The 16,981-nt window shown below is 52.5% G+C and carries 14 protein-coding genes and 8 tRNA genes; 17 read left to right on the top strand and 5 right to left on the bottom strand.

Annotation, left to right across the window (positions count from 1 at the left end; all coding sequences use genetic code 11):
• Positions 1 to 18 precede the first annotated feature (18 nt).
• On the bottom strand, positions 19 to 573 hold the full coding sequence (gene seqA, locus A8O29_RS16155) for a replication initiation negative regulator SeqA (RefSeq protein ID WP_110510113.1): 555 nt from the start codon (positions 571 to 573) through the stop codon (positions 19 to 21).
• A 173-nt stretch (positions 574 to 746) separates the two neighbouring features.
• Here seqA and ybfF point away from each other — a divergent pair, with 173 nt between their 5' ends.
• The 4 genes from ybfF (at position 747) to fur (ending at position 3,384) form a co-directional block, all read left to right on the top strand.
• A complete protein-coding gene (ybfF, locus tag A8O29_RS16160) occupies positions 747 to 1,511 on the top strand; it encodes an esterase (RefSeq protein WP_125352617.1) in 765 nt (254 codons plus the stop codon).
• A 131-nt stretch (positions 1,512 to 1,642) separates the two neighbouring features.
• Positions 1,643 to 1,936 (top strand): LexA regulated protein, encoded by a 294-nt coding sequence (ybfE, locus tag A8O29_RS16165; protein WP_110510115.1) that lies wholly within the window; start codon positions 1,643 to 1,645, stop codon positions 1,934 to 1,936.
• A 149-nt stretch (positions 1,937 to 2,085) separates the two neighbouring features.
• A complete protein-coding gene (gene fldA / locus A8O29_RS16170; protein ID WP_166665178.1) occupies positions 2,086 to 2,616 on the top strand; it encodes a flavodoxin FldA in 531 nt (176 codons plus the stop codon).
• A 315-nt stretch (positions 2,617 to 2,931) separates the two neighbouring features.
• Entirely contained in the window at positions 2,932 to 3,384 is a 453-nt protein-coding gene (gene fur, locus A8O29_RS16175) for a ferric iron uptake transcriptional regulator (protein WP_125352615.1), read from the top strand.
• A gap of 90 nt (positions 3,385 to 3,474) precedes the next feature.
• On the opposite strand, the gene A8O29_RS16180 is transcribed toward fur, so the two are convergent.
• The 4 genes from A8O29_RS16180 to nagE all read right to left on the bottom strand — a co-directional run bounded on the left by A8O29_RS16180 (position 3,475) and on the right by nagE (position 9,556).
• Positions 3,475 to 3,822, bottom strand: a complete 348-nt coding sequence (locus A8O29_RS16180; protein WP_125352613.1) for a ChiQ/YbfN family lipoprotein — start codon at positions 3,820 to 3,822, stop codon at positions 3,475 to 3,477.
• A 49-nt stretch (positions 3,823 to 3,871) separates the two neighbouring features.
• The gene (gene chiP, locus A8O29_RS16185) at positions 3,872 to 5,284 is read right to left on the bottom strand and encodes a chitoporin ChiP (RefSeq protein WP_125352611.1); all 1,413 of its coding nucleotides are present in this window, start codon (positions 5,282 to 5,284) and stop codon (positions 3,872 to 3,874) included.
• Positions 5,285 to 5,684: 400 nt separating this feature from the next.
• On the bottom strand, positions 5,685 to 7,352 hold the full coding sequence (glnS, locus tag A8O29_RS16190; protein WP_125352609.1) for a glutamine--tRNA ligase: 1,668 nt from the start codon (positions 7,350 to 7,352) through the stop codon (positions 5,685 to 5,687).
• A 182-nt stretch (positions 7,353 to 7,534) separates the two neighbouring features.
• A complete protein-coding gene (nagE, locus tag A8O29_RS16195) occupies positions 7,535 to 9,556 on the bottom strand; it encodes an N-acetylglucosamine-specific PTS transporter subunit IIBC (RefSeq protein ID WP_125352607.1) in 2,022 nt (673 codons plus the stop codon).
• 322 nt (positions 9,557 to 9,878) lie between these two features.
• On the opposite strand from nagE, the gene nagB reads away from it, so the two are divergent.
• The 13 genes from nagB to A8O29_RS16260 all read left to right on the top strand — a co-directional run bounded on the left by nagB (position 9,879) and on the right by A8O29_RS16260 (position 16,893).
• Positions 9,879 to 10,679 (top strand): glucosamine-6-phosphate deaminase, encoded by an 801-nt coding sequence (gene nagB, locus A8O29_RS16200; protein WP_097164779.1) that lies wholly within the window; start codon positions 9,879 to 9,881, stop codon positions 10,677 to 10,679.
• 55 nt (positions 10,680 to 10,734) lie between these two features.
• Positions 10,735 to 11,883, top strand: a complete 1,149-nt coding sequence (gene nagA, locus A8O29_RS16205; RefSeq protein WP_125352605.1) for an N-acetylglucosamine-6-phosphate deacetylase — start codon at positions 10,735 to 10,737, stop codon at positions 11,881 to 11,883.
• Positions 11,884 to 11,890: 7 nt separating this feature from the next.
• Positions 11,891 to 13,111, top strand: coding sequence for a DNA-binding transcriptional regulator NagC (gene nagC / locus A8O29_RS16210; protein ID WP_125352603.1), 1,221 nt, complete (start codon positions 11,891 to 11,893; stop codon positions 13,109 to 13,111).
• Positions 13,112 to 13,198: 87 nt separating this feature from the next.
• A complete protein-coding gene (nagD, locus tag A8O29_RS16215; protein WP_110510123.1) occupies positions 13,199 to 13,951 on the top strand; it encodes a ribonucleotide monophosphatase NagD in 753 nt (250 codons plus the stop codon).
• 257 nt (positions 13,952 to 14,208) lie between these two features.
• The gene (gene asnB, locus A8O29_RS16220; RefSeq protein ID WP_125352601.1) at positions 14,209 to 15,873 is read left to right on the top strand and encodes an asparagine synthase B; all 1,665 of its coding nucleotides are present in this window, start codon (positions 14,209 to 14,211) and stop codon (positions 15,871 to 15,873) included.
• Positions 15,874 to 16,103: 230 nt separating this feature from the next.
• Positions 16,104 to 16,180: transfer RNA gene (locus A8O29_RS16225), tRNA-Met, on the top strand.
• Positions 16,181 to 16,191: 11 nt separating this feature from the next.
• Positions 16,192 to 16,276: transfer RNA gene (locus tag A8O29_RS16230), tRNA-Leu, on the top strand.
• A gap of 22 nt (positions 16,277 to 16,298) precedes the next feature.
• A tRNA-Gln gene (locus A8O29_RS16235) sits at positions 16,299 to 16,373 on the top strand.
• 37 nt (positions 16,374 to 16,410) lie between these two features.
• Positions 16,411 to 16,485: transfer RNA gene (locus A8O29_RS16240), tRNA-Gln, on the top strand.
• A 24-nt stretch (positions 16,486 to 16,509) separates the two neighbouring features.
• Positions 16,510 to 16,586 (top strand) — tRNA-Met (locus A8O29_RS16245).
• A gap of 6 nt (positions 16,587 to 16,592) precedes the next feature.
• Positions 16,593 to 16,667: transfer RNA gene (locus A8O29_RS16250), tRNA-Gln, on the top strand.
• 39 nt (positions 16,668 to 16,706) lie between these two features.
• Positions 16,707 to 16,781, top strand: a tRNA-Gln gene (locus A8O29_RS16255).
• A 37-nt stretch (positions 16,782 to 16,818) separates the two neighbouring features.
• Positions 16,819 to 16,893 (top strand) — tRNA-Gln (locus tag A8O29_RS16260).
• The last annotated feature ends 88 nt before the right edge of the window (positions 16,894 to 16,981 follow it).

A 16,981-nucleotide genomic window follows, 5' to 3' on the forward strand; every position in this document is an offset into this window, starting at 1 on the left:
GCCTGGTCCTTCTTATGCTTAGATGGTGCCGCAAACCTTTTCAATTAATTCCGCGGGGAACTGCATTGACTGCATGATGTGTTCGACCATGCTGCATTTACGACCGGTATTGGTGTTGGTGATTACCCAGTATGGGGTTTCTGGCACCTGCTTAGGCTTGGTCTGATTGCCGTTTTTCAGCAGCGTCGCTTCGTCAGAGGCGAAGTAAACGCGCGTACGGCCATGCAGCGACTCGGTAGCCAGAGCAAATGCTTTGCTGTCTAAGGAGTAAAGTGTAGTCAGCACCAGCAGGAAGCGGTTGACCGCTTTTTTCTGCTCGGCGTATTCGTCAGAAAGCATCAGCTCGCGCATGGCACGAACATTATCTTTCGGTGAAGACACTTTTTTAACCGCGGCGACGACCGGTGCAGACGCGGGTGCCGGGGTTTCTTTGGCTACGGTTGCTGCTGCCGCTTGCGATACGGCAGAAAATTTCAGCATACGTCGCAAAATGTCGGATGCGCTCTCGCCAATGTGCTTAGTGTGGCTGGCAATAAAGCCGTAGAGTTCGTCATCAACTTCGATCGTTTTCATCTTAATCCAGTGAGATATCTTTTCTGAATACAAGTTGTTGGGATTATAAGGACAAAACCCAACAGCGGATAGCGTGTCGGCAAAAACTCAGACGACTACTGAGTGTTGCAGCCGGGCGGCAGAATGTTCAACATGATACCCTAACCCGACGTAGCGAAAAAAAGAACTTTGCCATGAAATTAAACAGCCGAGCGCAAACTGCACAAAACCTGCACACTAATTCTCCCATCGTCCTTGTTCACGGTCTTTTCGGTAGCCTTGATAACCTCGGGATCCTTGCCCGGGATCTGGTCGCCGACCACGATATCCTGCAAGTCGACATGCGTAACCACGGTCTTTCTCCTCGCGATCCGCACATGACCTATGCCGCCATGGCGCAGGATCTGGTTGATACGCTCGATGCGAACGGCATTGAGAAAGCCATTCTGATAGGCCATTCAATGGGCGGTAAAGCGGTGATGGCGTTTACGGCGCTGGCCCCTGAACGCGTTGAAAAGCTGGTGGCGATTGATATCGCACCGGTGGCTTATCAGGTGCGTCGTCACGATGAGATTTTTGCCGCGATTAACGCCGTGACCGACGCGGGTGTGTCCAGCCGCCAGCAGGCCGCAGACGTCATGCGCCAGCATATAGATGAAGAAGGCGTGATTCAGTTCCTGCTGAAGTCGTTCGTCGACGGGGCATGGCGCTTTAACGTGCCGGTGTTGTGGGATCAGTACCCGCATATCGTCGGTTGGGAACCGATTCCCGCCTGGGACCACCCTGCCCTGTTTATCCCTGGTGGCAATTCGCCTTACGTCACTGCGGAGTATCGCGATACGTTGCTGGCGCAGTTCCCGCAGGCCCGCGCACACGTCATCGCGGGTGCCGGACACTGGGTCCATGCAGAAAAACCGGATGCGGTACTGCGTGCGATTCGCCGTTACCTGGCAGAATGATTAAATTCCGAGCGACTGTGCGCCATTGTGCCTCCCGGCGTTGGCGTGCGGGTTTCGCTCATGTATGATTGCGCGCTATCTGCGCCGGGCCTGTCGTCTGGCGGCTTGTTTCCCCGAAGTCACTCTGAATCATGGCAAAAGAACAAACGGACCGAACGACATTAGATTTGTTCGCAAATGAGCGTCGCCCGGGAAGGCCGAAAACCAATCCGCTCTCGCGCGACGAACAATTACGCATTAACAAGCGTAATCAGCTTAAACGCGACAAAAGCAACGGTCTCAAACGCGTTGAGTTGAAGCTCAATAACGATGCCGTGGATGCGCTTAATGAACTGGCTGATGCCAGAAATATGAGCCGCAGCGAGCTTATCGAAGAGATACTGTTGCAACAACTGGCTGCATTACACGGCCAGGAACTTGTCTGAAAACACGACAAAAAATCACTTTCATTTAGCAGAGAGTGCAGTACGGCGCGATTGCAGTTTCCGCGCACTTCTCCTCCTGCTATCATTGCCTTTATCTGTGGGCAACAATCCACCATCATTTCAATACGTTTCAAGAGGTTATTTTACTCATGGCAATCACAGGTATTTTTTTCGGCAGCGACACCGGTAACACCGAAAATATCGCGAAGATGATCCAGAAGCAGCTTGGCAAAGACGTTGCCGAGGTGCATGACATTGCCAAGAGCAGTAAAGAAGATCTCGAAGGTTTCGATATTCTGCTGCTGGGTATCCCGACCTGGTACTACGGTGAAGCACAGTGTGACTGGGACGACTTCTTCCCGACGCTGGAAGAGGTAGACTTCAACGGTAAACTGGTTGCCCTGTTTGGCTGTGGCGATCAGGAAGATTACGCAGAATATTTCTGTGATGCGCTGGGTACCATCCGCGACATCATCGAACCGCGCGGTGCGACGATCGTCGGTCACTGGCCGACCGAAGGCTACCATTTTGAAGCCTCTAAAGGTCTGGCCGATGACGACCATTTTGTCGGTCTGGCCATTGATGAAGATCGCCAGCCAGAGCTGACCGCTGAGCGTGTCGAAAAATGGGTGAAACAAATCTCCGAAGAGCTGCACCTCGAAGAGATCAAGAACGCCTGATGATTTAGCGGCACAGCATCCGTGCTGTGCCGTATTAGCGATAAGTTGTGTTAAATTAATAGATAAAAGCAATCAAATTAATCGCTACAAATTTTTAACTTTTGAGCACATGTCTGTACAATGTCACCTGTTTTGACGAGGTCGGATGTTTCGCTTTGCAGATGATGCCTCGTTTATGAAAAGCATACTTTGCTCAGGGTTTACCGTTCCCATTTAGGGCAGGCAGTCCTATAATGAGACGCATTATCCTGAATTCATTCTTAGTAATACTTCCCCATAGGGAAGTGTATCGCCTAGCAACAGGACTGATTCCGCATGACTGACAACAATACCGCATTAAAGAAGGCAGGCCTGAAAGTCACGCTTCCTCGTTTGAAAATTTTGGAAGTGCTTCAGGAGCCGGACAACCACCATGTCAGTGCGGAAGACCTTTATAAACGCCTCATTGATATGGGCGAAGAAATTGGTCTGGCAACGGTTTATCGCGTTCTGAACCAGTTCGACGATGCCGGCATTGTCACCCGCCACAACTTCGAAGGCGGCAAGTCTGTTTTCGAATTGACTCAGCAGCATCATCACGATCACTTAATCTGCCTCGACTGCGGCAAGGTTATTGAGTTCAGCGATGACTCTATCGAATTACGTCAGCGCGAAATCGCCACCCGCCATGGCATTCGTCTGACCAACCATAGCCTTTATCTTTACGGCCACTGCGCAGAAGGCGATTGCCGTGAAGATGAACACGCACACGACACCGCTGAGAAATAATCAGCGTTCGTTCAAAAGCAAAAAGCCAACCTCGCGGTTGGCTTTTTTTTGGCATTAATTCAGGCAATCACAGAGGCCGATAGTTGAGGGTTATGGCTTCGTGGTTGTAGTGGTCGTATTGTTGCTGCGAATTTCTTTCCAGATCTGACCACAATCGGTTTTCACCGCCTGGTCGTTACCGGTTTTTCTCGCCAGAATACACTTCTGATAATCCAGAACCCGCACGCTTTCTTGATTCGCAAACTGCTCGTGCGTCTTATCGGTTTTCAACACATTCAGCACGCTCTGGCAGGCTTCGATTTTGTCCGGGTTGCCTTCCGCAGTATTAATGCATGAGCTGTACGCGGCTTTCAGTTTACTGTCTTCCTGCGGCGCCTGAGGCTGCGCGCAGCCCACCAATCCTGACGCTAAGGTAGCGATAAGAATCCATTTTTTCATGATACGACCTCATTATTACGTGGCAGGCGTGAGGCCCGCCGCGTCATTGTCAGAAGATGGTGAACGGGGCAATCACGATGAACTTCACGTCACGCTCATCCTGGAAGATGTTGCCGTAACCGCCGCCCCAGCTTGGGATATCAGAGTGGTTGTCGTATTGGGTGTAGTGGAGTTTGAACAGCGTGCCTTTCGCACGTCCTTCCTGCACGGTGTACATTGCGTCGAGGCTGTAAGCAGACTCTTTGATTTTGTTGGAAGCGTTATCTTCACGCTGGCCCGCGCTGTTGATAAACCAGTCAGCCGGTTTCGCATCCCAGGCGTAAACGTAGGACGCGCCCACGGCCCAGCCTGGCAGGTTCCAGTTTTTCATGTCATACATCGCGCCGAAGAACACCGCTTTTTCGCCGTTGGCGTTGAAGTCTGAGCGGTTATCCCACCAGATATCTAGACGACCGTTGGAAGAGGCGTAGGTTGGCGTCATACGCTGCAAGAAGTAGCCCTGCTGCCCTTCCGCTTTAACCCAGGTACCTTCGAGACGCAGGTCAACCACATCAGCCACTTTGTAGCCGAAAGTCAGAGCCTGTAACCACGCGGTACCGTCATAGATATCGTTGACAGTGTTGCTGCTGACGGTGTCACGCGCGCCATAGAACTGGTAGCTGGTCGACAGTGGCGTACCGGCGACGTCAAATTTGTAGCTGGCTTTGGCGAAGTACTGATCCATAAAGCCTTCTGCCTGACCAAATGCGGCTTCGAGCACCAGGTCATTTTTGAAGTCGTATTTAGCCCCGATGGAGTGCAGGTACTCCACTTTGGTTTTCTTGTCATTCTGATAGAAATGGTCAGTCTCGAGATGCCATGGCGCTTTGTACTCGTTGGTCCACATGTACGAGAAGCTCAACGCGCCGGCATCGCCGTAGTCAAAGTTTGCCCCGGCTTCCGCACCCTGATAAGTACCAGGCATGAAGCTCCAGTGCGGTGCTAACAGCGTTTGACCGGTAGGCTGGATATAACCCGCGCGTGCCCAGGTTGGCCCGAGTTTAAATTTTGCAGCCGCTTTATACAGGCTGATCCCGCTCTTATCACCCGAGAAATCTTCGTCGTAGCCTTTGTTGATAGAGGAAAAGGCAATTTCGTTCGGGTGGCCACTTTCTGCGGATTCCGCCATTTCAATAGCGGTGAAGGCCGCAATATCAAGGCCGATAAAATCCGCAGCATAGCCGGACTGGAAGTCGAGGTTGGCGTTCCAGGTGGAGTGAGAAAGGTTAGTTTTGTACTTGTCGCCGTCGGTCACATCTTTACGGTCACGCTCACGCTGCCAGTAATAGATGCCGCCGGTTAAGGTTGAATCGTCTACGAATCCTGCTGCACTGGCTTGCGGAACTGCAATCCAGCCCGACATTGCGGTGACCCCGGCAATAGCCAGCGCCAGCGTACTACGTTTGCCACTGAACGTACGCATGTGTATATCCTCTTTGACTTTTAAAAACGCGTTCGCAAAGCGAACAGCGATAAAAAATAAGTACTGCAAAAAAGTAGCGAGGCAGAAATGTCCTAACGCTATGTCTGTAGACTATTTTTCGCGACGCGAATTATCAATCCTTTTTCCGCACGAAAATGCAGGATTATGACAGGGCGCACATATTTGATTGCGTTTTGTTACATGTGCACGTTTCAGCATGACGCTACGAGAACCGCTAATGGCAGGGGTTTCAAAATACGAAGGGAAAAATGGCTGAGAAAAATGTAACAAGGCCGAGACGTTGTTTCATTAAAGAAAATGATATTATTTCGCATCACAAAAATGACATAAAAAAAGCGCCGCATTGCGCGACGCTTTTTATTTTCAGCTGCGGCGAAACTTATTCGCCTGCTTTTGCCCAGGTATCACGCAGGCCAACGGTACGGTTAAAGACCAGCTTCTCTGCGGTGCTGTAGCGGCTGTCGAGGCAGAAATAACCTTCACGTTCGAACTGGTGCGCTTTACCCGCTTCCGCGGCTTTCAGCGACGGCTCAGCATAGCCCTGCTTAATAACCAGTGATTCCTGGTTAATGACGGACAGGAAATCTTCCGCCGCGCCCGGGTTTGGCACGCTGAACAGACGATCGTACAGGCGAATTTCAACTGCCAGCGCGTGCTGTGCGCTTACCCAGTGGATAACGCCTTTCACTTTACGGCCGTCAGCCGGATCTTTGCTCAGGGTTTCCGCATCGTAAGTACAGAAGATGGTGGTGATGTTGCCTTCAGCATCTTTCTCTACGCGTTCTGCTTTGATGACGTAAGCATTACGCAGACGCACTTCTTTACCCATCACCAGACGCTTGTACTGTTTGTTCGCTTCTTCGCGGAAATCAGCACGATCGATCCAGATCTCACCGCTGAACGGCACTTCACGGCTGCCCATTTCTGGTTTGCTCGGGTGGTTCGGCATGGTGACGATTTCGCTTTCGCCCTGCGGGTAGTTTTCGATAACCAGTTTAACTGGATCGATAACTGCCATCGCACGCGGCGCGTTTTCATTCAGATCTTCACGAATGCAGGATTCCAGAGAAGCGATTTCAATGGTGTTGTCCTGTTTGGTCACGCCAATGCGTTTGCAGAACTCGCGGATAGATGCGGCGGTGTAACCACGACGACGCAGGCCGGAGATGGTCGGCATACGCGGGTCATCCCAGGCTTCCACGTGCTTGTCTGTGACCAGCAGGTTCAGCTTACGCTTGGACATCACGGTGTATTCCAGATTCAGGCGAGAGAACTCGTACTGACGTGGATGAACCGGGATGGAAATGTTGTCGAGCACCCAGTCATACAGACGACGGTTGTCCTGGAATTCCAGCGTACACAGTGAGTGCGTAATGCCTTCCAGCGCATCGCTGATGCAGTGGGTGAAGTCGTACATCGGGTAGATGCACCACTTGCTGCCGGTCTGGTGGTGATCGGCAAATTTGATGCGATACAGCACCGGATCACGCATCACGATGAACGGAGACGCCATGTCGATTTTGGCACGCAGACAGGCTTTACCTTCTTCGAAGCCACCCGCACGCATTTTTTCAAACAACGCCAGGTTCTCTTCCACGCTGCGATCGCGGTGCGGGCTGTTTTTGCCCGGCTGCGTCAGCGTGCCGCGATATTCACGGATTTCATCTGCGGAGAGTTCGTCCACATACGCCAGACCTTTGTTGATAAGCTCAATCGCATACTGATGCAGCTTATCGAAGTAGTCAGAGGAGTAGCAAATCTCGCCGGACCAGTGGAAACCTAACCACTCAACGTCTTGCTTGATGGACTCAACGTATTCGATGTCTTCTTTCACCGGGTTGGTGTCATCGAAACGCAGGTTGCATTGGCCCTGGTAATCCTGAGCAATGCCGAAGTTCAGGCAGATAGATTTTGCATGACCGATATGCAAATACCCGTTCGGCTCAGGCGGAAAACGGGTATGAACGGTCGTGTGCTTACCACTTGCCAGATCTTCATCAATAATCTGGCGAATAAAGTTAGTCGGGCGGGCTTCTGCCTCACTCATCGCGGGTTCCTCAAGGCGTAAACATCATATAACGGCGTATGATCTTATAAGCTGCGTGCGGAGACAACCCTTACTTAGAGAAAAAGCGCGGTTAGCTGTTGATCTGGGTTGTCTTGCCCCATAAAAAAGCGGCGGAGGATATTCCCCCGCCGCTAAGGCACTTAAGATTTACTCAGGAACGATTACTTGCCTTTAATCTCATACAGCGGTGTTACGCCTGCAACAACCTGACCCTGCGCCTTGATAACCAGGCCGCTGAAATCGTCGATGTTGCTGCAAACCACTGGGCTTATCATCGAGCGTGCATTGGCGTTCAGGTAGTCCAGATCCATTTCCAGGACCGGCTGACCTGCAACTACTTCGGCACCCTCTTCTACCAGGCGAGTGAAGCCCTGGCCGTTCAGCGCAACGGTATCGATACCCATGTGGACAACGATTTCCGCGCCGTTCTCGGTTTCGAGACAGAACGCATGATTAGTGTTGAAGATTTTAACGACGGTGCCTGCCGCTGGAGAAACGACCGTTTTTTCGGTTGGTTTCACCGCCACGCCGTCACCGACAGCTTTGCTGGCGAAGGCTTCATCAGGAACCTGCTCCAGGGCAACCACATCACCGGTCACTGGAGAAACCAGCGTGGCGATAGTTGCTGCGTTTGGCACAGCCTGCGGTTTTGCCGTAGCAGTTGCCGCTGCTGCAACTGGAGCGGCTTCTGCTGCCGCTACCGGGCCGGTGGTTTTCATCGCGTTAGCGATTTTTTCTGCCACGAAGCCAACGATAATCTGCACGCTGGTTTTGTTCAGACGAATCACACCCGAAGCACCAAGGCGTTTCGCCAGCGCTTCGTTGACCAGAGAGGAGTCTTTCACGTTCAGACGCAGACGGGTGATACACGCATCAATCCCGGTCAGGTTGTCTGAGCCGCCAACGGCTGCAATGTACTGGCGAGCCAGTTCAGTTGCGTCCTGCTCTTTGTCACTGCTCACATTCACGTCCTGGCCATCGGCTTCGCTGCCGGCAACAGCCAGTTCGCGACCCGGTGTCATCAGGTTGAATTTGAGGATAGTGAAGCGGAACACCACGTAGTAGATAACAAAGAACACCAGACCCTGAGGGATCAGCATCCACCAGTGTGTCGCCAGCGGGTTACGCGAGGACAGCACCATATCCACCAGACCGGCACTGAAGCCGAAGCCCGCAATCCAGTGCATGCTGGCAGCGATGAACACGGAGATACCGGTCAGCACAGCGTGGATGAAGTACAGAACCGGCGCCACGAACATGAAGGAGAATTCCAGAGGCTCGGTGATACCGGTGAAGAAGGCCGCAAATGCGCCCGCCATCATGATACCCAGCACTTTGGCTTTGTTTTCCGGACGTGCACAGTGGTAAATCGCCAATGCCGCACCCGGCAGACCGAACATCATAATCGGGAAGAAGCCCGCCTGATAACGACCCGTGATGCCCACAACCGCTTTACCGGCTTCGATAGACTGCGCGCCGCCAAGGAAGTTAGGAATGTCATTAATACCGGCAACGTCAAACCAGAATACGGAGTTCAGCGCGTGGTGCAGACCCACCGGAATCAGCAGACGGTTGAAGAATGCGTACACGCCCGCACCGACAGAACCCAGTTTCTGGATGTGTTCACCGAATGCCACCAGGCCGTCGAAGATAACCGGCCAGACATACATCAGAACGAAAGCGACCGCGATCATGACGAAGGAGGTCAGGATTGGCACCAGACGGCGACCGCTGAAGAACGACAGCGCTTTTGGCAGCTCTACGCTGCTGAAGCGGTTGTACAGTTCCGCAGAGATGATACCGACGAGGATACCGACGAACTGGTTGCTGATCTTACCAAACGCCGCTGGAACCTGTTCCAGTGGAATTTGTTGGATCATCGACACCGCTGCTGGAGAGCAGAGGGTAGTTAAAACGAGGAAACCGACAAAGCCGGTCAGTGCTGCTGCACCGTCTTTATCTTTCGACATACCATAAGCCACACCAATCGCAAACAACACGGACATGTTGTCGATGATAGCGGAGCCCGATTTAATGAAGAACGCGGCCAGTGCGTTAGATCCACCCCAGCCCACCGGGTCAATCCAGTAGCCGACACCCATCAGGATGGCTGCGGCAGGCAGCGTGGCCACTGGCACCATCAGTGCGCGGCCAACTTTTTGTAAATAACCTAGAACACTCACTTTTATTCCCCCTATGAGACCCCGAGCCGACTTAGTTAAAGCCGTATATTTTTATAGTGTGACTATCTTAAAGCACAGCGATGTATCACTAGCACTAAGAGTGTGTGGAAAATTAATTCGCCTCGCAAATTAAAAGCACCTTTTTTGTGACTTTTATCACCAAATATCGTCTTCACCCCCTCTTCAGACTGGCTAACAGTGAAAACTTATTTTATCATTCGAAAAATCAGGACGGATTGCCGCCTTTCGTTGCCAAACCAGGTTACTCTTAAGAGATACGGTAGCAATCCGCCAACATTTATATTAACTATTGAGGTGAACAATGAGACTGATTCCCCTGGCGACAGCAGAACAAGTAGGCAAATGGGCCGCCCGTCATATCGTCAACCGCATCAATGCGTTCAAACCCACCGCGGACCGTCCTTTTGTTTTAGGTCTGCCAACTGGTGGTACACCGCTTACCGCTTATAAAGCTCTGGTAGAGATGCACAAAGCGGGCCAGGTTAGCTTCAAACACGTTGTGACTTTCAACATGGATGAATATGTTGGCCTGGCAAAAGAGCACCCGGAAAGCTATCACAGCTTCATGCACCGCAATTTCTTCGATCACGTTGATATTCCGGCGGAAAACATTAACCTGCTTGATGGTAATGCGCCAGATATCGATGCAGAATGTCGTCAGTATGAAGAAAAAATCCGCTCTTACGGCAAAATTAACCTGTTCATGGGTGGCGTAGGCAACGATGGCCACATCGCATTTAACGAACCGGCTTCTTCCCTCTCTTCACGTACCCGTATTAAAACCCTGACCCATGACACCCGCGTGGCAAACTCCCGTTTCTTCGACGGTGATGTGACTCAGGTACCAAAATACGCACTGACCGTGGGCGTGGGTACGCTGCTTGACGCTGAAGAAGTGATGATTCTGGTGCTGGGCCATCAGAAAGCGCAGGCGCTGCAAGCGGCTGTGGAAGGCAACGTGAACCACATGTGGACCATCAGCTGTCTGCAGCTGCACCCGAAAGCGGTAATGGTGTGTGACGAGCCGTCCACCATGGAACTGAAAGTGAAGACACTGAAGTACTTCAACGAATTAGAAGCCGAAAATATTAAAGGTCTGTAATTGAATCCCCGTCCCTCTTCGGAGGGGCGGATGCATTTTTGACACCGGGGGTCGTATGTATGCATTAACCCATGGCCGAATTTATACCGGCCACGAAATTCTGGATGACCATGCAATGGTTATCGCCAATGGCCTGATTGAACGTATCTGCCCACAGGCCGATTTGCCGTCCGGGATTGAGCAACGCTCGTTAAATGGCGCCATTCTTGCTCCCGGTTTTATCGACGTCCAGCTGAACGGCTGTGGCGGCGTGCAGTTCAACGACAGCCCAGACGCGGTGACCGTTGAAACGCTGGAAATCATGCAGAAAGCCAACGAGAAATCAGGCTGCACCAGCTATCTGCCCACGCTGATTACCTCCAGCGATGAATTAATGAAGCAAGGTATCCGCGTGATGCGTGAATACCTGGCGAAATACCCGAATCAGGCGCTGGGTCTGCACCTGGAAGGGCCATGGCTGAACATCGTCAAGAAAGGCACGCACAATCCTGATTTCGTGCGTACGCCTGACCATGAGCTGGTCGATTTCCTGTGTGCCAACGCCGATGTGATTACCAAAGTCACCCTGGCCCCAGAAATGGTGCCTGCCGAGGTGATCACTCGTCTGGTTGACGCCGGAATTGTCGTCTCGGCTGGTCACTCCAACGCCACGCTGAAAGAAGCCAAAGTTGGTTTCCGCGCCGGGATCACCTTCGCCACGCATTTATATAACGCGATGCCTTACATCACCGGGCGCGAGCCAGGCCTGGCGGGCGCGATTTTCGATGAAGCTGACGTTTATTGCGGCATCATCGTTGACGGTCTGCACGTTGATTTCGCTAACGTACGTAACGCCAAACGCCTGAAAGGCGACAAGCTGTGTCTGGTCACCGACGCCACCGCGCCGGCAGGTGCACACATTGATGAGTTCATTTTTGCTGGTAAAACAATATACTACCGGGATGGACTGTGTGTGGATGAGAACGGCACGTTAAGCGGTTCAGCATTGACCATGATCGAAGGCGTGCGTAACCTGGTAGAACACTGTGGTATCGCGCTGGATGAAGTGCTGCGTATGGCAACCCTTTACCCGGCACGCGCTATCGGCGTGGACAAACAGCTGGGAAGCCTCGCACCAGGCATGGTAGCCAACCTGACCGCGTTCACTCGCGATTATAAAATCACTAAGACCATCGTTAATGGTAACGAGGTCGTTGCCGAGTAAGTAAAGTATGACATCAGGCGGACACGCTCAAATTGGTAATGTTGACCTCGTTAAACAACTTAACAGCGCGGCCGTTTACCGCCTGATTGATCAGCATGGTCCTATCTCGCGCATTCAAATTGCCGAACAGAGCCAGCTTGCTCCCGCCAGCGTGACCAAAATCACGCGTCAGTTAATCGAACGCGGCTTGATCAAAGAAGTCGATCAGCAGGCCTCCACCGGGGGCCGCCGCGCTATTTCGATAATCACTGAGACCCGCAATTTTCATGCTATCGGCGTGCGCCTTGGGCGTCATGACACCACCCTCACGCTCTACGATCTGAGCAGTAAAGTCATCGCCGAAGAGCACTACCCGCTGCCGGAGCGCACCCAGGAAACCCTGGAGCACGCGCTGCTCAACACCATCGCTACCTTTATTGAAAACAGCCAGCGCAAAATCCGCGAGCTGATCGCTATCTCGGTTATTCTGCCGGGACTGGTCGATCCGGAAAGCGGCGTTATCCGCTACATGCCGCATATTCAGGTCGAAAACTGGGGTCTGGTCGGCGCGCTGGAAAAACGCTTCAAAGTGACCTGCTTTGTCGGCCACGATATCCGCAGTTTAGCCCTCGCAGAGCACTACTTTGGTGCGACGCACGACTGCGATGACTCTATTCTGGTGCGCGTCCACCGCGGAACTGGCGCCGGAATCATCTCCAACGGCCGCATTTTTATCGGTCGTAATGGCAACGTCGGTGAGATTGGTCATATTCAGGTCGACCCGCTGGGCGAGCGCTGTCACTGCGGCAACTTTGGCTGTCTCGAAACCGTTGCCGCTAACGCCGCCATCGAACAGCGGGTGCGCCTGCTGTTGGAAAAAGGCTATCAGAGCAAAGTCTCGCTGGATGATTGTTCCATTAAAGCTATCTGCAAAGCCGCGAATAAAGGCGATGCGCTGGCCAGCGAAGTGATTGAACAGGTGGGTCGCCATCTGGGCAAAACCATCGCCATCGCCATTAACCTGTTTAACCCGCAGAAAGTGGTGATCGCCGGTGAAATTACCGACGCGGAAAAAATCCTGCTGCCTGCGATTGAAGGCTGCATTAATACTCAGGCGCTGAAAGCCTTCCGCCACAACCTGCCGGTAGTGAAATCTGAGCTGGATCACCGCTCCGCAATTGGCGCCTTCGCGCTCGTCAAACGCTCGATGCTCAACGGAATGCTGCTCCAGCGTCTGCTGGAAGGTTAACCGCCCTCTCCCTCCTCCCGCTGCACAGGCAGACGGGGGGATAATGTGTATAATTACGCCTTTCCTAAATTAGACGTCGGACAGTCCATGACCCTTCAGAACATCATTTGCGATATTGACGGCGTGCTGATGCACGATAACGTCGCCGTTCCTGGCGCTGCGGAGTTTTTGACCCGCGTGCTGGAGAAAGGCATGCCGCTGGTATTGCTGACTAACTACCCTTCACAAACCGGTCAGGACCTGGCCAACCGCTTCGCCACCGCAGGTGTCGACGTGCCGGACAGCGTCTTTTATACCTCAGCAATGGCAACGGCCGATTTCCTGCGTCGTCAGGAAGGTAAAAAAGCGTACGTGGTCGGCGAAGGCGCATTGATCCACGAGCTGTATAAAGCCGGGTTTACCATCACCGATGTGAATCCCGATTTTGTTATCGTGGGCGAGACGCGTTCCTTTAACTGGGAAATGATGCATAAAGCCGCCTTCTTCGTGGCAAACGGTGCGCGGTTCATTGCGACCAACCCGGATACCCACGGCCGCGGATTCTATCCGGCCTGTGGCGCATTGTGTGCTGGGATCGAGAAGATCTCCGGGCGCAAACCGTTTTACGTTGGAAAGCCAAGCCCGTGGATCATCCGCGCTGCGCTCAACAAAATGCAGGCCCATTCAGAGCAGACGGTTATCGTCGGCGATAACCTGCGCACCGACATTCTGGCGGGCTTCCAGGCCGGTCTGGAAACGATTCTGGTGCTCTCTGGCGTATCGACCGTGGATGACATCGACAGCATGCCGTTCCGACCGTCGTGGATTTATCCGTCGGTGGCCGAAATTGACGTAATCTGAATGAAAACCACGTCCCAGGGCGTGGTTTTCTGTTTCACACCGCTGCAAATCCCGCACTCATCTAATAAAAAACGCCATAAATTGCATAATCGTCAATAATGATGGCAATTCACTACGTCTTTTTCACTATTCTCTAATCCTCATTGCACTATTTTCTGTAACACCGGTAATTCTCTTGCGCACTCGCCCGCTTTACGGCATTTTTTAAGTCATGCAACGCCACAACAACACGCAACAGAATTAACGGAGAAGTCGCTATGTGTTCTATTTTCGGTGTACTGGATATCAAAACGGACGCGGTCGAACTGCGTAAAAAAGCGCTGGAACTGTCTCGCCTGATGCGCCATCGCGGCCCGGACTGGTCAGGCGTTTATGCCAGCGATAAAGCGATTCTGGCCCATGAACGTCTGTCTATTGTCGACGTCAATGCCGGTGCCCAGCCGCTGTACAACGAAAAGAAAACCCACGCGCTGGCCGTGAACGGTGAAATCTACAACCATCAGGCGCTGCGCGCTGAATACGGCGACCGCTATCAGTTCCAGACCGGCTCCGACTGTGAAGTCATCCTGGCGCTGTATCAGGAAAAAGGCCCGGAATTCCTCGACGAGCTGGAAGGCATGTTCGCCTTTGTGCTGTATGACAGCGAAAAAGACGCATATCTGATTGGCCGCGATCACATCGGGATCATCCCGCTGTATATGGGCCACGACGAACACGGCAACCTGTACATTGCCTCTGAAATGAAAGCGCTTGTGCCTGTTTGCCGCTCCATTAAAGAATTCCCAGCGGGCAGCTACCTGTGGAGCCAGGACGGTGAAATTCGTCCTTATTACCAGCGTGACTGGTTCGATTACGACGCAGTTAAAGACAACGTCACTGACAAAGCCGAGCTGCGTCAGGCGCTGGAAGATTCCGTGAAAAGCCACCTGATGTCCGACGTGCCTTATGGCGTGCTGCTCTCCGGCGGTCTCGATTCTTCAGTGATTTCTGCTATCACCAAGAAATTTGCCGCCCGCCGCGTAGAAGATCAGGAGCGCTCAGAAGCCTGGTGGCCGCAGCTGCACTCCTTCGCAGTAGGCCTCGACGGTTCACCGGATCTGAAAGCCGCGCAGGAAGTGGCAAACCATCTGGGCACTGTGCACCATGAAATTCACTTCACCGTGCAGGAAGGTCTGGATGCCATCCGCGACGTGATTTATCACATCGAAACCTATGACGTCACCACCATCCGCGCTTCGACGCCGATGTACTTGATGTCACGTAAGATCAAAGCGATGGGCATCAAAATGGTGTTGTCCGGTGAAGGTTCCGACGAAGTGTTTGGCGGCTACCTGTACTTCCACAAAGCGCCGAACGCGAAAGAACTGCATGAAGAAACCGTGCGTAAACTGCAGGCGCTGCACATGTTTGACTGTGCGCGTGCCAACAAAGCGATGTCCGCCTGGGGCGTTGAAGCGCGTGTGCCGTTCCTCGACAAGAAGTTCCTCGACGTAGCGATGCGTATCAACCCGCAGGACAAAATGTGCGGCAACGGCAAAATGGAAAAACACGTTCTGCGCGAATGTTTTGAATCCTATCTGCCTGCAAGCGTGGCATGGCGCCAGAAAGAGCAGTTCTCCGACGGCGTAGGCTACAGCTGGATTGATAGCCTGAAAGAAGTGGCCGCGAAGCAGATTACTGACAAACAGCTGGAAACCGCGAGCTTCCGCTTCCCGTACAACACGCCGTCGTCCAAAGAAGCGTATTTGTACCGTGAGATCTTCGAAGAATTGTTCCCACTGCCAAGTGCGGCAGAATGCGTTCCGGGTGGCCCATCCGTTGCCTGCTCTTCCGCTAAGGCCATCGAATGGGACGAGGCGTTCAAAAACATGAACGATCCGTCAGGCCGTGCGGTAGGCGTGCATCAGTCAGCCTATAAATAACGTCACGTTTTTAACGATGGGCCCTTCGGGGCCCATTTTGCGTTATGGTCGATAATTCGACGGAGAAAAAGACGTAATAATCAATTATTGCCGATAAATTCGCCTCGCTGTTCGCAACCTAACCAAACAGTCACATTCCAGCCATTTTCCTTGAAAAAGAAGTTGACGCTCATTGGCTCGTTACGCATAATGCGCCCCGCAACGCCGATAAGGTAACGCGAGAAAAAGATGGCTACGTAGCTCAGTTGGTTAGAGCACATCACTCATAATGATGGGGTCACAGGTTCGAATCCCGTCGTAGCCACCATCTTTTTTTTAGCGGGAGTGGCGAAATTGGTAGACGCACCAGATTTAGGTTCTGGCGCCGCAAGGTGTGCGAGTTCAAGTCTCGCCTCCCGCACCATTCCCAATAAGCGTTGCACGGATGGGGTATCGCCAAGCGGTAAGGCACCGGTTTTTGATACCGGCATTCCCTGGTTCGAATCCAGGTACCCCAGCCATTTTTTTCCCAGACTAAACGTTTTCGCGTGAGTCAATTGGGGTATCGCCAAGCGGTAAGGCACTGGTTTTTGATACCAGCATTCCCTGGTTCGAATCCAGGTACCCCAGCCAGTCTCACTGGCAACACAAAATTCAGGCTACGTAGCTCAGTTGGTTAGAGCACATCACTCATAATGATGGGGTCACAGGTTCGAATCCCGTCGTAGCCACCATATTCTTGGGGTGTCGCCAAGCGGTAAGGCACTGGTTTCTGATACCAGCATTCCGGGGTTCGAATCCCTGCACCCCAGCCATATAGTAAACGATGTACGAAAACTGAAAAGAACACCTGATGGGGTGTCGCCAAGCGGTAAGGCACTGGTTTCTGATACCAGCATTCCGGGGTTCGAATCCCTGCACCCCAGCCACTTTTCAGTGAACATCGTTAAGCATCAAAAATTCAGTTGGGGTATCGCCAAGCGGTAAGGCACTGGTTTCTGATACCAGCATTCCGAGGTTCGAATCCTCGTACCCCAGCCAAATAAAATAAAAAAGCTCGCTTCGGCGGGCTTTTTTGTTTTTGTCATTCCACAGAGTGATGGTTAAGCGCGGCCATCCGACCGCGCCT

Origin of the sequence: Scandinavium goeteborgense (assembly GCF_003935895.2) — a bacterium.
Lineage (GTDB): Bacteria > Pseudomonadota > Gammaproteobacteria > Enterobacterales > Enterobacteriaceae > Scandinavium > Scandinavium goeteborgense.

Bases quoted from the DNA above. Each gene is read 5' to 3' on its own strand.
- nagA (WP_125352605.1), top strand. From the start codon at position 10,735: ATGTATGCATTAACCCATGGCCGAATTTATACCGGCCACGAAATTCTG.
- nagB (WP_097164779.1), top strand. From the start codon at position 9,879: ATGAGACTGATTCCCCTGGCGACAGCAGAACAAGTAGGCAAATGGGCC.
- chiP (WP_125352611.1), bottom strand. From the start codon at position 5,284: ATGCGTACGTTCAGTGGCAAACGTAGTACGCTGGCGCTGGCTATTGCC.
- glnS (WP_125352609.1), bottom strand. From the start codon at position 7,352: ATGAGTGAGGCAGAAGCCCGCCCGACTAACTTTATTCGCCAGATTATT.
- A8O29_RS16180 (WP_125352613.1), bottom strand. From the start codon at position 3,822: ATGAAAAAATGGATTCTTATCGCTACCTTAGCGTCAGGATTGGTGGGC.
- asnB (WP_125352601.1), top strand. From the start codon at position 14,209: ATGTGTTCTATTTTCGGTGTACTGGATATCAAAACGGACGCGGTCGAA.
- ybfE (WP_110510115.1), top strand. From the start codon at position 1,643: ATGGCAAAAGAACAAACGGACCGAACGACATTAGATTTGTTCGCAAAT.
- fldA (WP_166665178.1), top strand. From the start codon at position 2,086: ATGGCAATCACAGGTATTTTTTTCGGCAGCGACACCGGTAACACCGAA.
- nagD (WP_110510123.1), top strand. From the start codon at position 13,199: ATGACCCTTCAGAACATCATTTGCGATATTGACGGCGTGCTGATGCAC.
- nagC (WP_125352603.1), top strand. From the start codon at position 11,891: ATGACATCAGGCGGACACGCTCAAATTGGTAATGTTGACCTCGTTAAA.
- fur (WP_125352615.1), top strand. From the start codon at position 2,932: ATGACTGACAACAATACCGCATTAAAGAAGGCAGGCCTGAAAGTCACG.
- seqA (WP_110510113.1), bottom strand. From the start codon at position 573: ATGAAAACGATCGAAGTTGATGACGAACTCTACGGCTTTATTGCCAGC.
- ybfF (WP_125352617.1), top strand. From the start codon at position 747: ATGAAATTAAACAGCCGAGCGCAAACTGCACAAAACCTGCACACTAAT.